The sequence below is a fragment of the Candidatus Accumulibacter contiguus genome (assembly GCF_012940005.1).
Taxonomy (GTDB): domain Bacteria; phylum Pseudomonadota; class Gammaproteobacteria; order Burkholderiales; family Rhodocyclaceae; genus Accumulibacter; species Accumulibacter contiguus.
In genome coordinates this window covers 1-23,792 of sequence record NZ_SPMX01000079.1, presented here as the reverse complement: position 1 = coordinate 23,792, position 23,792 = coordinate 1, and the positions used below count along the sequence as shown (strand labels likewise).

The 23,792-nt window shown below is 63.1% G+C and carries 17 protein-coding genes and 1 pseudogene; 2 read left to right on the top strand and 16 right to left on the bottom strand.

What is annotated here, in order from left to right:
* Positions 1–122: 122 nt before the first annotated feature.
* The 15 genes from cas6 to E4Q08_RS20815 form a co-directional block, all read right to left on the bottom strand.
* Positions 123–1,229: a CRISPR system precrRNA processing endoribonuclease RAMP protein Cas6 gene (gene cas6, locus E4Q08_RS20885; RefSeq protein WP_169071793.1), complete on the bottom strand. Its 1,107-nt coding sequence runs from the start codon at positions 1,227–1,229 to the stop codon at positions 123–125.
* Positions 1,230–1,247: 18 nt separating this feature from the next.
* Positions 1,248–2,420 (bottom strand): TIGR02221 family CRISPR-associated protein, encoded by a 1,173-nt coding sequence (gene csx2 / locus E4Q08_RS20880; RefSeq protein ID WP_034914726.1) that lies wholly within the window; start codon positions 2,418–2,420, stop codon positions 1,248–1,250.
* Positions 2,421–2,505: 85 nt separating this feature from the next.
* Positions 2,506–3,669: a type III-B CRISPR module RAMP protein Cmr6 gene (gene cmr6 / locus E4Q08_RS20875; RefSeq protein WP_169071792.1), complete on the bottom strand. Its 1,164-nt coding sequence runs from the start codon at positions 3,667–3,669 to the stop codon at positions 2,506–2,508.
* Positions 3,666–4,028, bottom strand: coding sequence for a type III-B CRISPR module-associated protein Cmr5 (gene cmr5, locus E4Q08_RS20870; RefSeq protein WP_034914731.1), 363 nt, complete (start codon positions 4,026–4,028; stop codon positions 3,666–3,668). The genes cmr6 and cmr5 overlap by 4 nt, the downstream gene beginning before the upstream one ends.
* Complete coding sequence (gene cmr4 / locus E4Q08_RS20865; RefSeq protein WP_034914734.1) at positions 4,025–4,942, bottom strand: type III-B CRISPR module RAMP protein Cmr4; 918 nt, start codon at positions 4,940–4,942, stop codon at positions 4,025–4,027. Before cmr4 ends, cmr5 begins: the two co-directional genes overlap by 4 nt.
* A 69-nt stretch (positions 4,943–5,011) precedes the next feature.
* Positions 5,012–6,172, bottom strand: a complete 1,161-nt coding sequence (locus E4Q08_RS20860; protein ID WP_169071791.1) for a type III-B CRISPR module-associated Cmr3 family protein — start codon at positions 6,170–6,172, stop codon at positions 5,012–5,014.
* Entirely contained in the window at positions 6,169–9,087 is a 2,919-nt protein-coding gene (gene cas10, locus E4Q08_RS20855; protein WP_169071790.1) for a type III-B CRISPR-associated protein Cas10/Cmr2, read from the bottom strand. Before cas10 ends, E4Q08_RS20860 begins: the two co-directional genes overlap by 4 nt.
* A 2-nt stretch (positions 9,088–9,089) precedes the next feature.
* Entirely contained in the window at positions 9,090–10,049 is a 960-nt protein-coding gene (locus tag E4Q08_RS20850; RefSeq protein ID WP_169071789.1) for a hypothetical protein, read from the bottom strand.
* Positions 10,050–10,355: 306 nt separating this feature from the next.
* Entirely contained in the window at positions 10,356–11,507 is a 1,152-nt protein-coding gene (gene csm6, locus E4Q08_RS20845; protein WP_169071788.1) for a CRISPR-associated ring nuclease Csm6, read from the bottom strand.
* 296 nt (positions 11,508–11,803) lie between these two features.
* The gene (locus tag E4Q08_RS20840) at positions 11,804–12,892 is read right to left on the bottom strand and encodes an ADP-ribosylglycohydrolase family protein (protein WP_169071787.1); all 1,089 of its coding nucleotides are present in this window, start codon (positions 12,890–12,892) and stop codon (positions 11,804–11,806) included.
* Positions 12,893–12,897: 5 nt separating this feature from the next.
* Positions 12,898–14,010 carry a TIGR02221 family CRISPR-associated protein gene (gene csx2 / locus E4Q08_RS20835; protein ID WP_308240191.1) on the bottom strand — a complete coding sequence of 371 codons (1,113 nt, stop codon included), beginning with the start codon at positions 14,008–14,010 and terminating at the stop codon, positions 12,898–12,900.
* A complete protein-coding gene (csm6, locus tag E4Q08_RS20830; protein ID WP_248595048.1) occupies positions 13,947–15,317 on the bottom strand; it encodes a CRISPR-associated ring nuclease Csm6 in 1,371 nt (456 codons plus the stop codon). The genes csx2 (E4Q08_RS20835) and csm6 (E4Q08_RS20830) overlap by 64 nt, the downstream gene beginning before the upstream one ends.
* Before the next feature lie 194 nt (positions 15,318–15,511).
* Positions 15,512–15,745 (bottom strand): hypothetical protein, encoded by a 234-nt coding sequence (locus E4Q08_RS20825; protein WP_169071786.1) that lies wholly within the window; start codon positions 15,743–15,745, stop codon positions 15,512–15,514.
* Between the two features lie 458 nt (positions 15,746–16,203).
* Positions 16,204–16,764 (bottom strand): VPLPA-CTERM sorting domain-containing protein, encoded by a 561-nt coding sequence (locus E4Q08_RS20820; RefSeq protein WP_169071785.1) that lies wholly within the window; start codon positions 16,762–16,764, stop codon positions 16,204–16,206.
* A gap of 711 nt (positions 16,765–17,475) precedes the next feature.
* Entirely contained in the window at positions 17,476–20,436 is a 2,961-nt protein-coding gene (locus tag E4Q08_RS20815) for a bifunctional diguanylate cyclase/phosphodiesterase (protein ID WP_169071784.1), read from the bottom strand.
* 269 nt (positions 20,437–20,705) lie between these two features.
* On the opposite strand from E4Q08_RS20815, the gene E4Q08_RS20810 reads away from it, so the two are divergent.
* Both E4Q08_RS20810 and E4Q08_RS20805 read left to right on the top strand, forming a co-directional pair.
* Complete coding sequence (locus E4Q08_RS20810) at positions 20,706–22,871, top strand: 3'-5' exonuclease (protein ID WP_169071794.1); 2,166 nt, start codon at positions 20,706–20,708, stop codon at positions 22,869–22,871.
* A gap of 276 nt (positions 22,872–23,147) precedes the next feature.
* On the top strand, positions 23,148–23,342 hold the full coding sequence (locus tag E4Q08_RS20805) for a twin transmembrane helix small protein (RefSeq protein ID WP_169071783.1): 195 nt from the start codon (positions 23,148–23,150) through the stop codon (positions 23,340–23,342).
* Positions 23,343–23,421: 79 nt separating this feature from the next.
* Here E4Q08_RS20805 and E4Q08_RS20800 read toward each other — a convergent pair.
* Positions 23,422–23,792 (bottom strand): annotated as a pseudogene (locus tag E4Q08_RS20800) (transposase); the annotation flags it as partial.

Genomic DNA, 23,792 nt, shown 5'->3' with positions numbered 1-23,792 from the left:
ATTAGAGGAGTCTCAATCCCTTTGATTTCAGGGCTGGTTACTGACAGGGAGCAGGTTGTCGGCTTCCTCAATTTAGAGGAGGTCTCAATCCCTTTGATTTCAGGGCTGGTTACTGACTGCACCTAGGTGATTGTAGCTTGTTTTTCAACGAGTTGGCAGGGGTGTTCGCAAGTTCTCAATGGACCTGCCGAGATGTCTCCCGGCAGGCCGTCGGTGAGCGTGTATCGCCCCAGTCCAAACACGGTTTCCTTGCCGACATGCAGCCATTTTCCGAGTTGCAGGAACGGGGCGAAAGGCGCGAGCGGACCTTCGAGCCGCCAGGTTCCGACTACCCCGCCGAGGCTCATCTTCTGCTGCTGTCGCGACGAGTAGCGGGTCCAGTCGAGCCAACGGAGGTTCTTGTCCTCGCGGATGTCGGCGCAGGTGGCGCTGAGTGTCGCGAAGTCGTCGATCAGAGCACTCGGTGAATAGAACTCGGCGAGCAGGTTGGCGCGCCGCGCCAGTGCCATCAGCAGTGTTCGTGCCTGTAGTCTGTCCGGTGGCAGGGCACGGCCGTTCTGCTGTAGGCGCAGAGGGGTTTCAAACCGGAGTGTGGCTGTGCTCGTCGGCGAATCGTCGGATTTGCCGACCAGCGCAATCCCCTGGTCATGCGTCGCAATCGTGCCGACTTCGGGGCGATGAATTTCCTGATCGCCGCGCTCACTGCAATGCACGACGCGGACGAGATCCGCCGTACCGTCACCCGCACCGATGCCGCGCGCGAGGGCGCGCCGCCAGGTGAGGAGGATCAGCGGCAGTTCCTGCAACGCCCGCCCGATCAGCACCTGATGAAAAATCAGGGTCTCGCCCGCCACCAGTACTCGACTTCCCCAGTCCGACGGCTCGATGATGTAGGGGGCGGGAATCTGTGAGAACTTCTGCAGGCGGTGCGCCGGGGGAGCGGGCGGGGCGAAGATCGCCGGATACGGGCAGGTGGCGAGCAGCGGACAGCCGGCACACTCCTTCTGCCGGGTCATGCAGGCAAGCTGGCGCAGGGCGTGGCCGAAGGCGCCGCGCAACATCGATCCGGCGTAGTCAGGCAGGCGGATGGTCTGCCGCACCTTAAACTCGAAGCGGTAGCGGGCGACCGGGAAGGAAGTCACACGGCTCGGCAGGTGCGCAGCGCTGAGGCCTTGTGGATGCCAGGGTTGCTGATCGGATCGGCGGGTGGCTGACGGTTCGAGTTCCATACGGGTCTGTCTCGTCGGCTAGAAGAGCTTGTTGCGTAAGTCTTTGAGAACCTTGCGCAGGCTGATTTCGTTGGCGATTGTTCTGGCGCTCTCGTCTGCCCGCTCGCCATGCGACCGGACGCCGTGCGCGAGCGCGTTGCGCAGGTTCTTGAGTTTTCCGACCGCCGGTGTCTGCTTTCTGGCTCTGTCGTAGACTTTATCGCGTTCCTGAGCATCGGTGTCACCGCATTTCTCGATGTAGCAGGCACGAGTGACGAATGACTCGTACAGGAAGGTGGCAGCCCGGAGATAGTCGCTCCGTTTGAAGTAGGCGTCGGCGAGCGAAAGTTCCCGATCATAGGATTTTAGCTCGCGAAACCAGCCGATGCGCTCCTTCAGCGTCTCGCGGAACAGTCCGCCGAGCGGCCCGTCGTGGGTCTCGATCGAATCAAACACTTTGCGGAGCATTTCCCCTGCGAATTTCGTATTGCTCGTACGTTCGGAATAGGCAGCGGTGGCCAGCCACTCTGCACGACGCTCGTCCATCCCGTCCTTGACCAGCAGCGGCGCGAAGACGCCGTAGTCGCCGTCCTTGTCGTAGGTAGCCAGTGCATCGACCCAGTCGAGCATGGACAGCAGGCCACGGAGTTTGAGCACCGGCGTTTCGCTGCCGGGGGCGGGAGGCGTCATCTCCAGCGCGCCGTAATAGATTTCTTCGACTTCGACGCGAACGACTCTTGCCAGGTAGCGTGCGGCCACCAGGGCGAGCATCGGCAAGTGGCGAAAACCGTGCGTGACATCGATCCACAAGTGCTCGCCGGGCTGCAGGACGGCCGCCAGGCGACGCAGGATGTCGGCTTGCTCAGCCTCGTCACAGGCATAACGGATCAGCAGGCAGTCGACGCGGATGCCGAGCTTATCGGCCAGTTGCTGGCGCGGCCGTTCGAGGAGGTGATCATCGACCTTTCCGGCGGCGACGGCGTCAATCAGGGGCAGCATGGCGTCGCCCTCGACACCCTCGCGGTCGAAGAAGATTTCCCACATGCTGCTCGGCGTGCCAAGCACGATCAGGCGATCGGGTTTCAAGAATTTGGTCAGCGCTAGTCCGAAGAAGGTCTCGGTGTAGGCGACGTCGGCATTGAAGCGGTAGGTGGCCGTGCGGTAGCCCTTGCGCGGGTCGCCCTTGCCGAGAAAGCTGATGAGGGTGGTCATGTTCATGCTCCGGTTGGCTCGTCGTGGGGGGGGATCCAGAGGTTTGTTCGTTGGTAATCAGCCAGGCAGCCTTGCCGTGCGCAGGTCATGATTCCAGCTCCGACAGCCAGCTCTGGAACTGCTGCTTGCGTTCCTTGTTGCCCGGCCAGCCGGTCCATTTGATGACCTCTCGCAACAGGGCGGCGGCTTCGCGGCGCGCGATCGGAGCGTGCCATGTGATCGCCTGCTGAAAGAGCTTCAGTCGTTCCTGGTCGATCGGCGAGCCGGGCTGGTATTTTCCCTTTGCCTGGGCACTCTCGAGAGCGCTACGCAGGACAGCGGTGCTGCCACGGGCGGCTTCCAGTTCCTGGTCCGCGGGTGAGAGTTGCGCGCGGCGCTCGGCCTCGGCTGCCGCTGCCGCCTGCTGACGCTTTTGATCCTCCACCCGCCGGCGCTCGTCCGCTGCCGCCGGGTCTTCGGCCAGCGCGCCGTAGCCGACGGCGGTCTTGGCGCCGAAACCCAGCCAGGCGAAGGCGTGTTCGATGATGCGGTCGAGGATGCTCTTCCAGTCGGGGGCATCTGCCGGCAGGCGCGCGGGATCGCAGGTCACGACGAAGCGGAATGCGGAGCGCGCGGGAACGGCCAGAAAAGGAATCGGATTGGGTTTGCCGGCATCGTGTGGTGTGCCCCTGTTCTGGTAGTAGTCGCCGAAGTGGGGTGTCATGATCTCGACGACAAGGTTGTCGCCGAACGGCTGCGGAAAGACATCCCAGCAGGTCAGGGCGCCGCGCCGCGCATCGGCGCCCTGCAACTCCTGGCCGAACAACGCATCGATCAACGGTTGCGTGATCGCTGTGTCGCCGTCGTCGTGAAGTTCGTTCGCCGCCTGCCGCAGCACGCCCTTGACGCCGCTGCCGGCGAGGTAGGGCAGGCCGTAGGGCGAGAGGAAGGAGAAGCCGTTATCGACCGGGTGTTCGAGACCGAGTCCGGTGGCGAAAGGGGAGGTCGACACGGCGTCGATGATCTGGCGTTGTTCTTCGGGCAGGGCTTCCGCGAGGGCTTTCTGGCGCGCGCGCAGCGCTTGCAAAACCAGCGCTGCGTCGCCCAGGGCGAGACAAGCGCGCAAGGCGTCGGCCTTGCCGGTCTTGGTGATCAGCCAGTTGCCCTCCTGCCAGATTTCGAAATAGAGGTTGAAGCGATGGCCGGGCGGGCAATTGCGAAAGCCGGCGGCGCTATCCCGGACATACTTGGGTACGGCGGCGACGTTCATCGTGCGCCCTCCACGGCGTCAGCGAACTGGCGCAGCCAGCGGAGCATCGCCAGCGTTTCGTCGGTGGCGCGCATCACGTCCTGCGCCCCAGCGTTGAAAAAGGCATCCATCGCCGATGCGAAATCGGCGGGTACGATCTGCCGCCTAGCCAGCCAACTCAGCACGTCGTCAAGGACCAATTGGGCGGCGCGCTCGTTGCTGCCGCTGCGCGAGCGGTAGTAGGCCAGCGTGGCCATCAGCCCGTTGCCCATCACCAGTGCGGGAGCGCCTTTGACCATCTCGCGATAGCCGTCGACCCTGGTGTTGCGGTTCGCACGCTCCCAGGCGTATTGCGCGCGTCGCTGGTCGAGGGTACTCATGCGCGGTCTCCCGCGGCGGCATGGACGACGATCAGGCCGCGGCCGCTGGTGGCGTCGCCGCCGACCTGTAGCAGGTGGTTTTGCAGCCCGCGGCGCTCCCCTTGGTCATGGAGCACGCTGGCGAGCACGCGCTCGGCGTCGTAAAGGTTGTCCTTGCCGGGACCTTTGCGGCGCTCGACGCTGGCGAGCAGCAGACCGGCGAGCAGCGATTCGGGCGGCAGGTTCTCGGTGTAGAACAGCGCGCGGTCGGCCGCCGTACCGGTCTCGTCGTCGATTCTGACGTGCGCCTCGACGACGGTCGCGTTGCGGACGAAGTGTCCGAAATCGGTGTCGGAAAGGACGACGAGGTCATTCTTCAGCTTGTCGCGGAAGAATTCATGTTCGTCGCCGGGTGGCAGGGCGTTCGCGGCCAGCCAGTCGGCGATGGCGGTGACCTTGATGTCTGCTGTGCCGGCGAAATCGAACACTTCGAGCAGCAGGCGTTTGTCGGTCAGCATGGCCGCACTGGCAAGCTGTGCGCTCCCCTCGGTGACGGTCGGCACGACCCATGTCGCAGTGCTTCCGGCGATCCGCTTGAGGCGAGCCAGGGCGCTCGGGCAGGTGGCATGGACGAAGGCGTTGCGCAGCGAACGCACCGGGAAGGTGACCAGCGTGGCATCGGTGAAAGCGATCGCGCCGGCATGGTCGGATGCGTTGCGCTCGGGACCGAACAGGCGGCTGATCAGCTCGCTGTCCTTCCAGGTGCGCGTGAAGTGGTGCCTCACCGCGCCCTTGAGGCCAGAGCCGGCGATCAGGGGGTGGCCGGTATGGACTTCGCGCTGAATCGGATTGTCGATGACACCGATCGCCTGGCCGGCGCCCATGTGAACGGGGCTGACGCAGGAGTAGAAAACGAGTTGCTGGGCTTCGAACATGGAGGTGACCTTTCGTCGGGGATCAGGTTGCAGCGGTGGCATTGAATCGGTGACTCGGGAGTGAAACAGTCACGATGTATTTCTCCTCCAAAGTCCGAGCCAGGCGCGGTTGAAACCTTCCGCGCGGCGTTGTCGGTCAGGATTATCGCCCCACAGCCCGCTTGCCACCCATTCGGCAAGCTTGCCGACATCGCCGGCGAAGTCGTCGAACCAGTACACGCTGCCGGCGGGCGCCACGCGCTGGGCGGTCTTGGGCTGCTGCCGGGCGAGATCCCAGCCGGAGATGGTGTCGAAGCGCGGGACGGCGGCGCAGGCGAGACGCGCCGAGAAACCCTCGCCTTCCAGGCGGTAGTCCCCGGCGCCGCAGCGTGTGACCCGTTCGGGCAGCCAGCCGCCGGCGAATACGCCAGGTGTTGCGAGGATGATCCGGAAGCAGCGGCGGGCGGTGATTGCGTGCCGGGGCACGACGGGTGCGGTGAAGGCAATTGCGCGGTAGCGTGCGCCCTTGCCGTCGCCACCGAGTCGCAGGTGACCTGTTTTCGCCAACTGGCCACCGTCTCCCTCGCAGCCGACGAGAAAGCCGACCGAACTGTCGAGGGCGATCGCTTCGCTGGTATAGAGCGCGCCGTCGGCGGCTGTGCGAGAGCCGCTGTCGAGAGCGATGCCCAGCCGGGTTTCGCGTTTGAAGAGATCCGCGCTGCTCAGCGTGCGCGCCGGCAGTTCGCCGCGCAGATACGCAGCCAGTCCGGCGGCGTCGAGCCAGCGGCCGGCCTGCGGCTTGGCCTGCCTGGCGATACGCAGGTGGGCGACGAGTGGCAGCCCGCCGCTCGCCATGCTGCCGGCCGGCGGACTGGTCGGCTGGAGCGAAACCAGCGGCGCGACGCGGGGGGCGTCGAAAGCAACGAGGTCAGCCGGCAGCGGTACGATCGCGAGCGGCACGCCGGCCTCGGCGCCGAGAATCGCGAGTGACAGCCAGTTGATGGCAAAACTGCCCGGCTCGTCACGGCTGCCGAGCACCGCACCCAGGTCGCCGGCCAGTCGGTCGCCAGCATGCGCGAAGCTCGCGAGTTGGCCGGCATCCTTGCCGAGCAGCGCCGAGCGGAAGGCACCGGCAAACAGCGACGGCCAGGGCGGCATGACGGCCTCGCCGTGCTGGCCGTCGCCACCGAAGGACTTGTTGCCGCGGATCATCAGCACGTCGAGCGGCTGAACGAAATGGTAGGTGCTCATCGAGGTGCTCCTGCTTGTGCGGCGGCTCGGCCGAAGGCACGGCCGTTGCGGGCGAAGAATTCGGCGGTGACCAGTAGATCGCCGAGGACGCGGATCGTCTCGGCCGGCTTGGCGCTTTCGCGGCACGCCAGGTCGACGAACTCCCTGGCGTGCTGCACCACTCCGCCCTGCCTTTCGATCTGCCAGGCGAGATTGCTGGCGAGCAGGTGTCGCCAGGCTTCTTCGCTCATGTCCTTGCCGCCACGTTCCGGCAGGCCGGAAAGCCATTCGAGGGTGTTGTAAACAGCACGTCGCGACATCTCGGGCTGCGCCAGCGTTTCGGCAAAGCGCAGCAGCAGTCCCAACGCCGTGTCGGCGAGCAGTGGTGCCGCGGGTGTTGCCCCGACGGCGCGCGGCATTTCCCAGAAGCGGCTGGTGACGCCCACTTCGCCACCCCCGCGCTTGATGACCCGCAGGCAGAAAGCGTTGCGGCCATGCGCCTTGGCTACTGCTTCGGCACGGCGCAACTCGCGTAGTACGGCCGACAGTGGCGCCTGGTGGTGGGCGACCACGGCGCCAATGCTGGCGCTGGCACGGCTGCCCATCATCGGCATCAGGCGGCCCTTGAGGCGGGCGTAGCCCTTGGCCAGTTGCAGTCCCCTGACGTCGATGTGGCCGGGCAAGCCGCGCAAGTCGCCGCTGCCGCTCCAGGCGGCGCGCAGCAGGAGCATCGCCGGCATCAGGTCGTCGACCGAGAGCATGGCCAGGACATCGTCGCCGCCGGCGTAGAGCAGCTTGCCCTTGCAGACGTTTTCGACGATGTGTCGGGCGACGTGCGTCGAGAAGTCGTTGAGCGCCGCGGAAATGGCGGCGTGGCGGGCCGGGGAGGCGGGCCGCGACGAGTCCAGATAGGCGGCGACCGCCGGGTCACCGCGGAAGCGATCAAGCGACGCGCGGACCTGCGGGTGCCAGGTCGCCGGGAAGCGGCACTGGTAGTCGGGGTCATTGCCGGCAAGCCAGGCACCCATGTGGTCGCCGTCCATCTGGATCAGCGCGTAGTAGGTTTCGGGTCTGGCACCGAGCAGTTCGGCGATGCCTGCCGCGAGGCGCTCTTCGGCGTCTTCGTTGCGCGCTTCGTCGAGGGCAGAAGGCAGGCGCTTGACGATGTCCACGACCGTGGCTGGCCGGAGCGAGGACAGGCGCCTGTGCAGCGCGTTCGGAAGCGCCACTGGCGGATAGTCGAGGAGGGCGAACTTTCGCGATAGCGCGCTGAGCCCTGCGAGCGATTCCGGTTTGTAATTCTCGACCAGGCGGTCGAGCGAAGTCGCCAGCGCCATGGTGTGCGTGCTGATCACGAAACGCGCCGGTCTCTCATCCAGCAATTCGCCCAGACCTTCGACGAACAGCGTCGGCCACAGGCGCTTGAGCGTGCATACGCCGCATAGATGTTCGCCCTTGCGGATGCCGAACCGGCCGGCCTGTGCCTTGCGCAGCCAGGGCGTCTCGCGACGCTCGCCGGCCGGGACATGCAGTTGCGCGGCCGTTTCGGTGAGCCATTCGCGTTCGCCGCACAGCGTGCAGCGGTGGCCGTGCTGTGGCAGCGGTGCAAAGGGACGCAGGCTCTTGGCAGCGGCGAGGCTGCGTTCGGCCAGTTCATGCACGGCGGGATAGACAATGCCGGCGTTGGGTTTGAAAAATTCGGCGCCGTCGATCCTGACTTCGCGGTTGAGCACTTTCCAGACTTCTTCTCCGAACAGGCTGTCGGTGCCGTAGCCAGCCAGCGCCTGCCGTAGCCGATCGGCATCGGGCAGGCGGTCGCGGTCGCTGCCGGTCGGCCACTCGGCGATGGCCCACTGCGCTTCGGGAAAACCGGCGAGTTGGCTGTCGAGTTGCTCCTGCCAGTGCTGCCCCTGGTCACGGTCATCAAGGACGTGCTGCGCCGCTTCTGCGGCCCAGGCGCGTGCCGCGTCCCGGACCGCTTCAACGACCTGCCGCGCGAGTTGCTCGGCCTGGCGTGCCGGTACGATGGCCATGAACTTGTTGGGCAGCGTTGCGGCGAACAGCGGGTTGGCGTCAGTGGTGCGCTGCAGCCACTCCGCGTCGATGGTGGTGAAGCGCTGGCGCCACTGTTCGCCGCGGCCGTCGGCGTCGGCGACTTCGAGCAGCCAGCGGTCGACCGCGGCGACACCGCGCAGGCTGGGGAAGGCGATGGCGTCAGGCCCGAGCGCTGCGCAGATGACCTTGAGACCTTCCCATACCAGCGACGAGAGCAGGTGCGATCCCGCCCACAGATCGGAGGTCGAACGGGCCTGGGCGATGAAGCCCTGCACGGGGCCGAAGCTCATGCTGAGCAGGGCCGGTGCATCGTCGGTGAGCGCGCCGGCCAGCGCCGATACAGTGTCCAGATGCGACCAGATCGAGTGATCGGGGACGCGGGTGTCGGCGGGCAGGACGCGCCAGAGATCGCCGATTTCCGGCGCGACGAGGGCAGGCTCCGGGCCGAAGCGCCAGAAGGCGAGATAGGTCAGCCGCAGATCGGGTTCGCCGTGCGCGTCACGTTCGATCAGATCGCTGAAGTGGTCGAGGCTGACCGTGCGGATGTGCTTCGCCGCGATGTCGTCGAGACTGCCGAGGTCGATTTCTTCGCCGGAGAGGGGATGAATCAGCAGCGGCTGATTGGCGAAGCGGACGTTGGCCCACGCCGGGCGCATCCGGCCGGGTTCGCAGGGCCATTGCGGCCGGTCGGCGGCTGCTGCGAACCGGTCGGCGCGCCTGTCGAAATCGGCGTCGTTGATGCCAAGCCGTTCCCGCAAGGTTTTCACTGAACCATGCTCATGGCCGACGTCGTCGCGCATCAGGACCAGCGCCTTCTCCGCCGGGTCGTGCAGCCAGGCGGCGAGTTTCTTTTTCCAGAGTGAGTGGATGGATTGGGTCATAATCAGACGAGCCTGTTGGCGTTGTTGTCGAGAACGGTGTGGACGGCTTCCCATACATCTTGCTGATCAAGGTTTGCGCGGGTGTATGCAGGGAGATTGCGTGCCATTTCTTCCGGCAGAGAGCACGGCACATGAACGATGACGCCAACCAGTTGTTCCTCTTCCCGCAATACCTTGAAACGGACTTGGTTGGCGAGCCGGCCCTGACCACCCCATGAGGTTCCAGCGACGGCATGGTGAGTGATCGGGTAGGCAAGTAGATGTCGCTTCGAAAAGGCTCCAGCGACGACACCCTTTAGTGACAGAGCGGGTTGGGTTCGGAAAGCGATCTTGATCCGCGCCAGTTCCTTCATGACTTGCCGCCAACTGCCCTCGACACGTGTTTTCCATACGAGCGGGGCGCCGCGGCTTTCGCCAATGGCGTGTGGCCAGTCCATTGTCAGGCATTCCTGCAGCGGTCGGGTGATGCCGATGCGTTCAAGATTCTGGCGAGTCAACGGTTTCAGGTGCTGATGTGCGATCTGCAAGGAGCCCCAGCCGTTGCGGGCGCGCGAGCCAAGTGTCCCAAACCAGGCAGCGAGTTGCAGCGTATTCTGTAGATCCGTCGTATGCTCGTCGGGGAACAGCAGGCGAAGGGCCACCGCAGATTTGTCGTCTATGGCAGTGCGCTTGTTGCCGCCGTTTGTTCCCAAGGCGGTTCCTTTGGTTGCTTTGTCGTAGGCAAGAGGGCCGAAGCCCAGATAGAGTTCGGCGCCGACAGGGAAACCGACCTCGGGATGTTTTTCCTTAAGCTCCCCGGTGGGCCATGAAGTCAATTTTCCACCATCCCATGTCGACAGTCGGAGGCGCAACAGGGACTGATGTGATGGAACGTTATTTTCGTCGGAGGCGCTACCGAAGAGCGTGTCCTCCCTGGTACGTAGCCCATCGATATTGAAATGGACTTGCGGTGCCTTGACCATTCGCCACCACTGGCGAATCAGTGCCTTGATCGGTGGTGTGCGCCACTGCGCCTGCTGTGCGGCATCGCCGACGAAGGCGGGCGTCGCGAAGCTGAGGTTGTACGCGAGGGGAGTTCTTGTCATTACTTTTTCCTCATCGGTTCCGGATGATGGGTCGGATGCAGACCTGGGGGACGGCCATTAGCTGGAGTCCGCGACAGCATAACGGTTATTGCGGACACATTGAGCAGTGGCAAGCTTGTCGGTTGCCGATTGCCATCCGCCGGCGCATCGGATCAGGGCTCGTGGCACTGGCAGGCAGTGCGCTCACCCTCGTACCGCCGTTTCGGGGATGTCGTAGCGGATCGCGCTCGGCCGCAGACCGAGGCTATAGCGGCGCGGCCGGCGGCCACCGTCGCTGATCAGGTAAGGTCCGGCGGCGGGGCCGAGTTCGCGCCGGAGAATCTTATTGAGTTTCGACAGATGCGTCGAGAAATAGCCGCCGTCCATGCCGTTGCGAAGCGCATGTGCGGTGCCGTCGAGGTCGCCCAGCGGCCTGGCGATCGAGCGCAGCTCGACGAGGTAGCGATTCTTCCAGTCCGCGTCAGGGCTTTCCTTCGCCGGCGCCGGCAACGGCGCTTCGCCGCGTAGCGCTCGCCGGGCGAAGACGCTGAGCAGCGCGAATTCGGCCGGCGGCAGCGGGAAGGTCTTGCCAGCGGCGCGGATGCGCCGCGCCGCCAGGTCGATCTGCAGTTCTGCCGGCGCCAGGGCGTGGCGCGCCGCTTCGACGGTTTCGTTGTAGCTCGCGCGGCCGGTGAGCAGCGCTTCGGGCAGGCCGTGACGCAGGCTGACGAAGGGCAGTTCGGCGAGCGTGATCCGCGCTTGTGCGCTATCGACGAGGCGGCCGCCGGGCATTTCGAGAACGTGGCTGGCCGGCGTCGGGTAGTAGAAGCTGAGGCTGGCTTCGAAGGGCTCGGAAACCAGGACATGCGACAGCTTGTCCTGCGGGCGGCCGTAGAGCGACAGCGCATAGCCGAGGAAGAAGCCCATCGTCTTGCGGCCGCCGGCGATCGAGACATGGAGCGCGCAATCCGGGTCGGCGGTGAACTCGCGGATGATGCCGGTGATGCCGTCGGCGGCGCGGCGGTTGTCTTCCGGCGAGCGGATGTCTTCGAGCGGCTTGCCGTTGACGTCTTCGAGAACGTGGATGGTGTCGGCGCTGAAATGAATCGGCGGCAGCGCGTAGTCGCGGCTGAGACGGTGGAACCAGCCCGGTTCCTCCGAAAGCAGCGCCAGGCGGGCTTTTTCGGCGCCGCTGCGCGTGCTGATCAGGTGGATTTCGGTGGGGATGAACGCGCTCGCCGTGGGCGAGACGGCCAGGGCGTAAAGGGTCTCGGTGACGATCTGCGGCGACAGGCCGGTGACGGCGATCAGGATGCGGCGAGGATATTCGTGGGGGTTTTCTCGGGCGTTGGGCATCGTCTTGTCTGAGCGGGTAGGGACAGTCGGTCATTGTCCCTGTTTTTCTCCGGCAGGGACGGATGACAAGCTTGCGGTGGTCAGGCTGGCCGGTTTGTGGCGATCAGACTTCAAGTCGGTGGATTCCAGGAATCAGCAGCGCTGTAAGGTGGCCTTACGGTGGATGCCCCGAAAATGCGTTTCCAACACCGCTACTCTTTGGTCCCAAGTGTTCTCCTCGGTAATGATCATGGTACTGGCTTGTCACCCGGACTGGCCCGATAAAACCGTGCAAGGCCGATCCCCGCCCCTGCGGCTCAATACGGTGGCAGCAGGCGGCGCAGGCCGTGCATCAGGACCAGCGCAAAGAAGAAGACATTGCGCAGCAGCAGGCCGGGAAGGTTCAGCGCGAGCGGTGTGGCCAGGGCTTGCGGCGTGCGAGTCCGGGCGAGTCGTTCGCCGAGCAGGGTGAGCCACTGGAGCGTGCGCGGCCATTCGACGAGGCCATCGAGCAAATGCGCGGGGAACCTGTCGGGGCCGATGCGGGCGCCGACCAGGGCGCCGACGATGGCGGCCACGCTGTCGGTGTCGCCGCCGCAGACGATCGCGGCCGTGAGCGCTGCCTGCATCTCCTCGGGATGCGACAGCCAGGCATGCAGCGCCACCGGCACGCTGTGCAGCATGTAACCGCTGACGCCCTGGCCGCAGCCGATGTGGGCGGCGAAGGCCGGCGTCGTCTCGCCCTGGTGCACGCTTTGCGCCGCACGGCGGATCAGCGCGGCCAGTTCGCGCCCCTCGGGGGCAAGAGCTGTCGCCAGTTCCTCCCCCACCCGCAGCGCGGCGGGGGGATCGGCTCTGGTCGCGCGCTGAGCGGCCAGAGCCACCGCCAGGGCGCCTTGCTCGGCAAGCGGGTCGGTGTGCGTGATGCGGGTCGAGGCCCGGATCAGTTGGCGCAGGTACGGCGAATCGTTGCCCGCGAAGATGCCGATGATCGGTGCGCGCATGGCCGGTCCATTGCCTGCGGAATACACGCCGGCGGTCTCGGCCGACCAGCCGAGCCAGAGCTTGATGATGGCGCGGCCGGTGGCCAGCCCGACGCCGGCCGGCAGCCCCAGCAGCCAGAAGCGCAGCCGCCGGGCGAGATCGCCGGCGAAGACTCGGGCGGCGTGGTCGGGGTGGCTGGCGCTGGCGGTCAGCAAGGCCTGCGCCGTCATGCAGGCGTGCTCGGTATCGTCGGAACACAGGCCGCGACCGAAGAGCAGGTGGTAGCGCGTGCTGTCCGGATAGATGCGGGCCAGCCGCCGCTTCGACAGTCCTTCGCCGGCCAGTCCCAGTGCATCGCCGACGGCGGTGCCGAGCAGGCAGCCGACGGCGGCATGGCGTAGCGCGGTATCGGGGCTGATCATGACCGTCAGGGGAAAAGATGCTTGCGCAGCGTTTTCAGTGCGGCGCGCAGTTCGTTTTCGTCGTCGAGCGTGCGTACGACCTGGTCGTTGCGCGGGCGGACGCCGTGCGCGAGGCCGTTGCGCAGGTATTCGAGCTGCGCCACCGCGGGCTTTTCGCTTCTTGCGACGGCGTAGGCATCCTTCCGCTTTTTGAAGTCATTGAAGTCATTGGGATTGCCGGGCCGCTCGAAACAGGCGCGCGTGATGAAAGCTTCGTACAGGAAGGTGGCGGAACGCAGATAGTCGCCGCGCTCGCGGTAGGCGTCGGCGAGCGAGAGTTCCCAGTCGTCGCGCTTGGGTCCGCGAAACCAGTCGATGCGTTTCCTGAGCGTTTCGGCGAAGAGACCGCCGAGGGCGCCGGCATGCGCTTCGACCGAGGAAAAGACACCGCTCAGGGTTTCGCGTGCGCGCACCGGGTTGCTGGTACGTTCGAAATAGGCGGCGCGCGCCAGCAGCTCGGCGCGACCCTTTTCCATGCCGTCGGCGGCGAGCAGTGGCGCGAAGACGCCGTAATCGCCGTCCTTGTCGTAGGTGGCGAGCGCGTCGACCCAGTCGAGCATCGCCAGCAGGCCGCCGAGGCGCAGCACCGGCGTTTCGCCGTCGGCGGTCATTTCGAGGGCGCCGTAATACAGTTCATCGATCTGGACGCCGACGACGCGGCCGAGATAGCGAGCCGCCACCAGCGCCAGCATCGGCAGGTGGCGAAAGCCGTGCGTGACGTCGATCGAGAGGTGTTCACCGGGCTGCACGACACTGGCCAGGCGGCGCAGGATTTCGCTCTGCTCGGCGGCGTCGCGAGCGTAGGGGATCAACAGGCAGTCGACCGGGATGCCGAGCTGCGCAGCGAGTTGCAGGCGCGGCAGGTCGAGCAGGCGATCATCGACCTGCCCGGCCTCGACGGCGCTCATCAGTTCGAGCATGGCGTCGTCGTCGCCGCCCGCGCGCTCGAAGAATACGTCCCACATGCTGCCGGCCGTTCCGACCAGTACCAGGCGATCGGGTTTGAGGTAATCGTTCAGCGCCAGTCCGAAGAACGGTACGCTGCGTGCAAAGCCGGCGTCGAAGCGGTAGCTGGCGATCCGGTAGCCGGTCTTGAGGTCGCGCGGCCTTTGCCGAGAAAGCTGAGGAGGGTGCTCATGGTCATGCTCCGGGTGGGATGGGGTCGATGGTCACGGTCGATCGGCGCTGGTTGCCGGCTGGCAGCAGGTGCTGGTGGAATGGTGGTCGCTGCCGACTGGGTGCCTGTCGTCGCTTCGAGCGCGCCATACCAGACCGCCGCCGGCCGCAGTGCGAGCCGGTAGCGCCGCGGCCGGCTGCCGCCATCGCTGATCAGGTAGGGGGCGGCAGCGGGGCCGAGTTCGCGCTTGAGAATTTTCTTGAGCTTCGAGAGATGCGCCGAGAAATAGCCGCCGTCCATGCCATGGCGCAGCGCGTCTTCGGTTTTGTCGAGATCGCCGAATGTTCCGGCGATCCAGCGCAGTTCGACGAGATAGCGCGCTTTCCAGTCACCATCGGGCACTTCCTTGGCCGGTGCGGCCAGTGGCGGCTGGCCGCACAGCGCGCGCCGGGCAAAAACGCTGAGCAGTGCGAGTTCGGCGGGCGGCAAGGAAAAGACTTTCCCGGCAGCCAGGACGCGGCGCGAGGCCAGGTCGATCTGCAGTTCGGCCGGTGCCAGCGCGTGCCGGGCGGCTTCGACGGTTTCGTTGTAGCTGGCGCGACCGGTGAGCAGCGCTTCCGGCAGGCCGTGGCGCAGGCTGACGAAGGGCAGTTCGGCGAGCGTCACCTGCGCCTGCGCGCTGTCGACGAGACGCCCGCCAGGCAGTTCGAGGACATGGCGCATGGGTGTCGGGTAGTAGAAGCCGCTGCTCGACTCGAAGGGCGCCGAGACCAGGACGTGCGAGAGCTTGTCTTGCGGGCGACCATAGAGCGACAGCGCGTAGCCGAGAAAGAAGCCCATCGTCTTGCGGCCGCCGGCGATCGAGACATGCAGCGCGCAGTCGGCATCGGCAGTGAACTCGCGAATCAGGGCAGTGATGCCGTCGGCGGCGCGGCGGTTGTCTTCGGGCGAGCGGATGTCGTCGAGCGGCCGGCCGTCGGCGTCTTCAAGGACGTGGATGGTGTCGGCGGAGAATCGGATACTCGGCAGCGCGTAGTCGCGACAGAGGTGGTGGAACCAGCCCGGTGTCTCCGACAGCAATGCCAGGCTCGCTTTTTCGGCGCCGCTGCGGGTGGTGACCAGGTGGATCTCGTTGGGTACGAAAGGGGTTCCCGATGGGGCGACGGCGAGGGCGTAGAGCGTTTCGGTGACGATCTGCGGCGACAGGCCGGTGACGGCGACGAGAATGCGACGGGGATAGTCGTTGGGGTTTTCGCTGCTGTGGGGCATGGTGTTGGCTGCGTTTTTGTGGACCGGCGACCATTGTCGTCGTTTTGCCGGCGCAGTGACGGATGGCAAGCTTGCCATGCCTGCTTGCAGGTGTGTTGGCCCTTCTCGCCTTCAGGCGTTCGTTCCACGCCGGCCGCAACTCCGCAGCGGGCGAGTGAGAGGAGGGGAATGCAAGGAGCCGAGAGTCAATATGGCTATAAGCGCGATTTGAGCGTCTGTATTTGCCACTGTTGGCGATATTGACTGGCATTGGCCTCGATCCATGCCAGTGCACGGAGTTCCCGCTCGTCCGATGGAAAGCGCTCTACATACGCTTCGATTTCGGCAACTTGCTGGCGAAGGAATTCCGTATCCGAGAAATCCGGCTTGGAGAAGTGACCGCCAAGACCGGGAAGGAAACGAAGGGTGGGATCATCCGGGATATTCATGTTCTTCACTCCTTGAGGAGAGTGTCTCAGGCAGCGGTTGCCCAGTTGATCCGTTGGCAACTGCCGACCTGGCCTGGTTATTGCAGCGATTTTTATGCTGACCGGCACGAGCCCTATGCCGGCAACCATCATAAACAACTTTAACTTTGCGATCTAACACGATGTACAGTTACGCTATTGTTCTCCACTTCCTGGGGGCGTTGTCAACTCCGATTTGAAGCTGAGCGAGTTTTTTGTGGTGACCGACGTAAAAGTGATACACCTTGGAACTCTGGCACGATGTTGGTGACACTCACACCCCGGTCCCCGGCTTGATGGCCTCTGATGAAACAGAACTACCAAGGTGCGTCGCTGCTTCGATCATCGCCTTCAATGCCCACAGCCAGTCGAAGCACCGAAATGAACGGACCCCAGCGGGTCCGTTCAGGAAGCGCGTGCTGTGTGGGCCGGTCCGACTCCTACGTCTCGCGCCGCCGACGGGTGAGGCCCAACGCCCCGAGGCCCAAGCTCAGCAGCAGAGCCGAAGCCGGTTCGGGCACGTAGATCGCGAAAGCGAAGTTGGTACCGGTGAGAGGATTCCACTGACCGCAATGGGGGCCGCCATCCGGGCAAGGGTTGGTGCCGACGGACTGGACGGCCCACTGGTTCTGGTTACCCACCTCCGGGATGCCATCGCTCGCTGCCCAAGTCCAGTGGTCATCAAGGTTGGCCGCACTGAACCAGTATTGCTGATCCTTTTCGACAACCCACAGCGGATCCTTGAAAGCTGCCCAGTACAGGAAGATTCCATCCCCATCCGGATCCACGCCAGCGCTTTGTACGAAGATCTTGAATCCACCCGTCAACGCCGGGTTGACATCCGGCGCTGCTGGATTTGCATCGTTGTTCAGGTGCAGCGTGAGTTCCCATTGGTCGCTCGTCGCACGGCTGCCATACCACTCAACGCATTCAATCTTGCCACTGGCTGTCGGAATGAAGTCGTCGGCGAGAACGGGCCCGCCAACAATGTGATGTGACACGAAGGGGGTTGGTGTGAGTGCCGGTGGTTGGTCTATGTCCTTGTAGATGGGTCCATATGTGGGACTGCAAGGTCCGGCGGCCGCGGCACCTGAACCCAGCGCTGCCACCAATCCACAAGCGGCCAGCACGCTCCGAAAACTGTTGTCATGATTGGACATTTTCTCGTCTCCCGTCGATAGTGTTTGTCTATATAGACAAAATTACCAAAGCAAATAGCAAGCCAGAAATCGACAATACATCGTAAGCCTCGGAAACTTATGGGTTTTTATAATCGCTCGAGGGGAATTTCGCGGTTCCGGCTGCTGTTTTACGGGCTATCGATCCGGCAAGTGTAAAAAAAAGTCGACACCAGTCACCGCGAAGCTTCATGATTCCAGGCGGTTTAACACGCTCCCATGGTTTGTGTTCGGCTGCACTCCTCCAGCAGGTAGGCGACAGAACGATAGGTCCGCCCGCTTTCCGCCGTCAGACCGATTTCACAGGTGCGGTTGCTGGAGACGCCGCTCATGCAGCTCGCTGGCAGTTCGTCGTGAATCTTGCCTAACAAATTGCACACTGAGAAATTGATCGCTCGAAGAATAATCAACACGAATCAACACGAGGCCATCGCCGAAGCCTTGCATCATCGGCTTCGGAGCGAAGAGGAAGAGTCCGGCTGCCAGGCTGCCGCCAGTGGCTGGGACGGCACGGCCATCTCGCCGAGGGCTGGATCAATGCCAGGGCAGCGGGCGCCCCACCGCATAGCCCTGCACATAATCCACCCCCAGCGTCCGGAGTTGCTCGACAATCGCCTGACTATGGACATGCTCGGCAATCGTCTGGATACCCATCAGGTGACCGACCTGGTTGATCGCCGCCACCATGGCGTGGTCGATGGAATCCTCCACCATGTTGCTGACAAAGCTGCCGTCGATCTTCAAATAATCCACAGGAAGGGTTTTCAGGTATCGGAAAGACGATAGCCCGCTGCCGAAGTCATCGAGCGCCAGGCGGCCGCCGTGCTGCTTGATCGCCGCCATGAACTCGATGGCCTGACTGAGGTTATAGATCGCCGCAGTCTCGGTAATCTCAAAACAAACCCGCCCGGGTGGCAGCGAGAATTCGGAAAACTGGGCCAGCACGAAATCCAGCAGGGTATGATCGTTCAGCGAGTTTCCGGACAGGTTAATGGACATTTCCGCAGCCGAGGTGCTGAGCGTTTCCGAGTAGTGGCGAAAGGCGGTCCGGATGACCCAACGGTCGATCGCTCCCATCAGACCGTAACGTTCCGCCGCCGGGATAAAAGCCGCTGGTGCCACCAGTTTGCCGTCGTCATCGCGCATCCGGAGCAGAAGTTCAAAGTGTGTCGACGTGTCGCCGTCCCCTGTCAGGGAGACGATGGGCTGACAATACAGGCAGAATCGCTCCTGCTCCAGCGCATCCCACAGCCCGGCGGCACGCAGTATTTCGCCGTGACGCTGGGCGGATTCGCTGTCCTCGGTCTGGTACACATGCACCTGGTTGCGCCCACGCTCCTTGGCCGTGTAGCAGGCAACATCCGCTTGACTCAAGAGCTGGGCGGTGTTTTCGACGCTGGCCGTGATGGGCGCCAGCCCGATGCTCACTCCGATCTGGAAGCTGCGCCCTGCCCAGGCAAATCGGTAATCGTGGATGGCTGCGACGAGGTCTTCGGCGATCTTACAGGCCTTCTCCAGGGGGCAGTTGTCGAGCAGCAGGCCGAACTCGTCGCCACCCAGCCTGGCCAGGGTATCACGCTCGCGAAACACCCTGGTCAGAACGCCTTTGATCTGTTTGAGCAGTTCATCCCCTGCAGCATGACCGGCCGTGTCATTGACGATCTTGAACTGATCCAGGTCGAGATAACAGAGGGCATGATGGGCGCCGTATTGTTTGGCACTGGCGAGTGCACGGTCCAGCCGTTTTTCGAACTCACGCCGGTTAACCAGCCCGGTGAGGGTGTCGTGCGTCGCTTCATGAGTGATCTGCCGGGTCAGTTGGCGCGTCTCGGTGATGTCGCTGAACACCAGCACGGCGCCGAATACCTCTCCCGTGGGAGCACGGATCGGCGCGGCAGAATCCTGGATCGCATATTCCTGCCCGGATCGACTGAGCAGACAGGTATGGTTCGCCAGCCCGATGATGCGGCCTTCCTGGATACAGCGAGCTACCGGGTCCGATACGAGCTCGCCGGTCTCTTCGTTGGCAATGCAGAATACCCTCGCCAGGGGTTGACCAGCGGCATCCTCCACCGGCCAGCCGGTCAGTTTCTCGGCAATCGGGTTGAGATACTCGACCATGCCGTTGGCGTCGGTAGTGATCACCGCATCGCCAATCGAGTGCAGGGTGACCTGGGCACGTTCCTTTTCCTGCAACAGCAACTGCTCAGCGAGCTTGCGCTCGGTGATGTCCAGGTCGGCCCCTACCGTCCGTACCTTGTGACGTGCCTCACCATCGCCTGCGAAAAACGTCTGCGAGCGTGTGACCAGCCACCGGATCTCGCCATTCGGGCGGATGATCCGATGCTCAACGTCGTACAAGCCATCCCCGGCCGGGTCATGGGCGCGCCGGACAGCCGCTGCGATGAGCTCACCATCCTCGGGATGTACGCTATCGATAAACGCCTGCAGGGTCACCGGTTCATCCATCCCCCAGCCGTGGATCTGCCGTTGCTCCGGAGACCAGTAGATGGTGTCGGTGAAGTGGTCATGATCGAAGATGCCGATCTGGGAAGCACGGACGGCCTGGCGCAATCGCTCTTCGCTGTTCTGCAGTGCATTCTGCACCTGCTTGTGCTCGGTGATGTCCCTTCCCACGCCGACGATCGCCACCACCTGGCCCGTTTCATCCCGCACTGCCTTGTCGGACCAGCCGAACCAGCGCCAGCCCGCTGCGGTCAGGGCGCGTTGCTCGTGATAATCCTGGTAGGGTGGCCGATACAGATCCTCCATGGCCCTGGCCGTTGATTCCAGGTCGTCCTCGTGCACCAGCGGCATGAAGGTCTTGCCCAGCAGTTCCGTTTCGGTCTTGCCAAAGACCTGGCAATAGGATGGGCTGACGAACAAAAAGCGGTTTTCGGGATCCACCTTGACTACCAAGTCCGTCTGATTCTCGACCAGGAGACGATAGTATTCCCTGCTCTCCTGCAAGGCGGCCTCCGCCCGCTTGCGCTCGGTGATGTCGATGTTCAGCCCCAGGATGGCCCGTGTTACGTCCCCGTCCTTAATGGGAGCGACGATGTTACGGATGTATCTCTTTTCGCCGCCGACAGTGAGAAGCACGTCTCCTTCGATGATCTCCCCGGCAAAGGCTCTGCAATTGTTGCTCTTCCAAAGGGCCAACTGTTGCGCATCATCGGTGACTTCTTCAGGATGTTTTCCAATCACATCTCCCCAATTCTTTCGACAGGTGGAGTTTTGCAGAACATAGCGATTCTTGGTATCGATGATGAAAACATCGAAAGGGATGCTTTCGATGGCGGTACGAAACCGCACTTCGCTCTCCCGTAGCGCTGCCTCCGCCCGCTTGCGCTCGGCAAGCTCAACGAGATGTGTCGCGCGCTCTTTCGTCAGGTACTGTCTGGTTCTGATGTTCAGCACCAACAAGACAAGAATCGCCACGCCACCGATCAGCAGATGATTCTGCAACAGACCCTCTAGCAGGATGGACATCATGCTTTGCGCCGCCATCACTGTGACAGCCGAGTACCGACCCCTGTTGCCAGCCCCTGGTGCAGGTCGATCAGCGTGTGGTTGGCGTTTGCATGATGCATTGCAGGATGGGAAATGTAGCGTTACGTTCGCAAGTATTGCTGGCCAAGGTAGCCGCAGTCAATCGAAATGATGATAAGCGGTAGAATAAATAAGGCTAGGCAAGGGAGATCATCAATGTCAGAGTACCCGCAATCATCGAACAGGTTCAGCATATGAACTCGCTGGACTCGATGAACTCGCGCACCCGTTTCCTTCTTGCGGTCGTCATTCTCGGTCTGCTGATGACCGGCCCCTTCGTGATTACGGCGCTGCTGATCTGGGCGAGTGCGCAAGCCGCCGAACAAGCGCTGCTCATCCAGTTGATCATGCCGCACCTGTCTCTCGGCGCGATGATGACCACCTTCGGCTTCGTGGTCGGTTTGCTGGTCATCCACCGCCTGTTTCGCCAGTATGTCCAGGGCTTGCTCAAGATGGCCGAGAACCTGCGCCTGATGCTGTCGGCGAACCGCAATTTCAGGGTTGCGCCGGAAGGGCCGCCGGAAGTCCAGTTGCTGGCGCTGGCGATCAATGACCTGGCGCAACAGCGCGATGGTCTGATGGACGATGTCGATGCCCAGATCGCCGCCGCCAAATCCTCGGTGGAGGAGGAGAAGAACCGTCTGGCGGCGCTGATGTCCGAGCTGGCGCAAGCGGTGGTGGTCTGCAACCTGGATGGCCGCATCCTGCTCTACAACAGCCGTGCCCGACTCCAGTTCCGGGCCCTGGCACAGGGAAGCACAGCCGGAACGGGCGGTGCGCTGATTGGCCTGGGCCGTTCGATCTTCTCGATCCTCGAACGGAATCAGATCGACCACGCGCTCGAGGTGGTTCGTCAGCGTCTGCACAAGAGCGCCGCTGCAGCAATTGCCAACTTCATTACCACGGCGCGTGGCGGGCAACTCCTGCGTGTCCAGATGGTGCCCGTATTGTCTGCCAGAGAGGATTCCCGACAGCGGGTGATGAGCGGCTATGTGCTCACCGTCGAGAACATTACGCGCAGCCTGGAGCAGGAATCCCGCCGGGATCAGGTGCTGCAGTCGCTGACCGATGGCAGCCGTGGCAGTCTGGCCAATATCCGCGTCGCCGTCGGCAACCTGACGGACTATCCGGACATGGAAGCGGAGATACGTGAACGCTTCGTCGGCATCATCAGCGATGAGGTGCTGCGCATGAGCCAGCGTCTCGATCAGACCATGAGCGAGTTTGCTGATTCCCTGAAAACCCGCTGGCCGCTCGAAGATGTGCTGGGGATCGACATCATCGCTGCCGCCCAGCGTCGCATCGAGGAACAATTGAAACTGCCGAGCAAGACCGAGGAAGTTGACGAAGCCTTGTGGCTGCGAGCCGAGAGCTTCTCGCTGGTGTTCTCGATCTGTTTCCTGGCAGCACGCCTGATCGAACATTATCAGATCAAGGAATTACGCTTCCGGCTTCTCCCATTTGGCAAACTGGCCTATCTGGACCTCATCTGGGCCGGGCACGCGATGTCATCGGAGACTTTCTACACCTGGGAAACCGATGCCATGCAGGTGGAACGGGAGAGTTCGCCATTGTCGCTGCGTGATGTCATTGATCGCCATGGCGGCGAGATCTGGTATGAGCGTGAAAAGGCTGCGCATCGGGCTTTTTTCCGTTTTGTCCTGCCGGTGGCCTCCCCGGAGAACATGGCGACTGGAGAGGTGGTCGATGACGGTGATGCGCGCCCGGAGTATTACGACTTCGACCTGTTCCATTATAGCGATCAGAGTGTCGATCTCGACCGGCCGCTAGCAGATCTCAGCTACACCGTTTTTGATACCGAGACCACCGGCCTCGAGCCTGCGGCCGGCGACGAAATCATTCAGATCGGCGCGGTGCGCATTGTCAACGGGCGTCTGTTGCGTCTCGAGATTTTCGACCAGTTGGTGGATCCGGAGCGTTTCGTGCGACCCGAAGGAACCCGCATTCATGGCCTCACCGACGACATGCTGCGTGGGCAGCCGAACATCGACGTGGTTCTACCGGCCTTCCATGATTTCTGCAACGACACCGTACTCGTCGCGCACAATGCGGCTTTCGACATGCGCTTCCTGCAACTGAAGGAAGCGCGTACCGGTGTGGTTTTCAGCCAGCCGGTACTCGATACCTTGCTGCTCTCGGGCGTGCTGCATCCCAACCAGGACTCACACCAGCTCGACAGCATCGCCGAACGCCTGGGAATCGCCATCGACGGCCGCCACAGCGGACTCGGCGACGCCTGCGCCACCGGCGAAGTGTTCCTGAAGATGCTGCCCTTGCTCGCCCAGATGGGGATCGTGACGTTGCGGCAAGCGCTTGAGGCTGCCGAGAAAACCTACTTTGCGCGTGTCAAATACTGAGGGCTGACTGCGGCTGCCGTAGCCAGCGGCACTGTAATGTGAAAGTCGCGCCAGCGACTCACGAATCCTGCCCTCGCCCGCAAGCGGGAGAGAGAAACGGCCATGACTTTCATGCTCGGGGGTGCCTGGAAAAGTCATGATCGTTCGGATGTGGCTTTGCATTTCCTGTTCGCGTTTCCTATCCTTCTTGGTGAATGCAATGTTTCAAGGCAGAGACTGCTGCCACTACTGACGCGATAACCCGTCGCGGTTCAGTCAAAAGAAAGGAGAAACGCGATGAAACTGCTCACCATCCTGATTTTTCTGGCCATGGCTGCCACGGCCGTATCCTTGATCCTCGGTTTCTACTCCATGGAACGTGGTGGAGAGTACGACCGGACTCATAGTACCCGCTACATGATCATGCGGGTCGGTTTTCAGGGGCTGACGCTGCTCCTGCTGTTGGTCGCGCTGTACTTCGCCGGGCCTTAATGTAAAAGTCGCGTCAGCGACTCACGAATCTCCCCGCTCCACTTGCGGGAGAGCAACTGTGTTCCCAGTCAAGCTTTTTTTAGGCGCATTTTGCATGCTCTGGATTCCACGGAATACCCGATTTGACTATGGCGTTCATGATCGTCAGCATCTTGTGCATGCAAGCGACCAGCGCGACTTTTTTTGAGTTTTCCGTTAGCAAGCAAACGTTCATAAAAGGTCTTGATGACGGGGTTGTAACGTATGGCACTTAAGGCCGCCATGTATAAAGCGGTACGGACCGTCGCTCGACCACCCCAGGTGATGCGCTTACCCTTGTGGCGACCACTGTCCGCGTTTAATGGAGCGACTCCGACCAACTTGCCAATCTGCGCATGGGTGAGTTGGCCCAACTCAGGCAATGCCCCCATCAGACTGCGCTTGCGTACACGGTCCGACCCCTTTGAAGCC

Coding starts and splice junctions, on each gene's coding strand:
- cmr4 (WP_034914734.1), bottom strand. CDS start 4,942: ATGTTCGAAGCCCAGCAACTCGTTTTCTACTCCTGCGTCAGCCCCGTT.
- csm6 (WP_169071788.1), bottom strand. CDS start 11,507: ATGCCCAACGCCCGAGAAAACCCCCACGAATATCCTCGCCGCATCCTG.
- E4Q08_RS20860 (WP_169071791.1), bottom strand. CDS start 6,172: ATGAGCACCTACCATTTCGTTCAGCCGCTCGACGTGCTGATGATCCGC.
- csx2 (WP_034914726.1), bottom strand. CDS start 2,420: ATGACCACCCTCATCAGCTTTCTCGGCAAGGGCGACCCGCGCAAGGGC.
- E4Q08_RS20810 (WP_169071794.1), top strand. CDS start 20,706: ATGAACTCGCGCACCCGTTTCCTTCTTGCGGTCGTCATTCTCGGTCTG.
- cmr6 (WP_169071792.1), bottom strand. CDS start 3,669: ATGAACGTCGCCGCCGTACCCAAGTATGTCCGGGATAGCGCCGCCGGC.
- csm6 (WP_248595048.1), bottom strand. CDS start 15,317: ATGCCCCACAGCAGCGAAAACCCCAACGACTATCCCCGTCGCATTCTC.
- E4Q08_RS20840 (WP_169071787.1), bottom strand. CDS start 12,892: ATGATCAGCCCCGATACCGCGCTACGCCATGCCGCCGTCGGCTGCCTG.
- E4Q08_RS20825 (WP_169071786.1), bottom strand. CDS start 15,745: ATGAATATCCCGGATGATCCCACCCTTCGTTTCCTTCCCGGTCTTGGC.
- cas10 (WP_169071790.1), bottom strand. CDS start 9,087: ATGACCCAATCCATCCACTCACTCTGGAAAAAGAAACTCGCCGCCTGG.
- E4Q08_RS20850 (WP_169071789.1), bottom strand. CDS start 10,049: ATGGTCAAGGCACCGCAAGTCCATTTCAATATCGATGGGCTACGTACC.
- cmr5 (WP_034914731.1), bottom strand. CDS start 4,028: ATGAGTACCCTCGACCAGCGACGCGCGCAATACGCCTGGGAGCGTGCG.
- cas6 (WP_169071793.1), bottom strand. CDS start 1,229: ATGGAACTCGAACCGTCAGCCACCCGCCGATCCGATCAGCAACCCTGG.
- E4Q08_RS20805 (WP_169071783.1), top strand. CDS start 23,148: ATGAAACTGCTCACCATCCTGATTTTTCTGGCCATGGCTGCCACGGCC.
- E4Q08_RS20815 (WP_169071784.1), bottom strand. CDS start 20,436: ATGATGTCCATCCTGCTAGAGGGTCTGTTGCAGAATCATCTGCTGATC.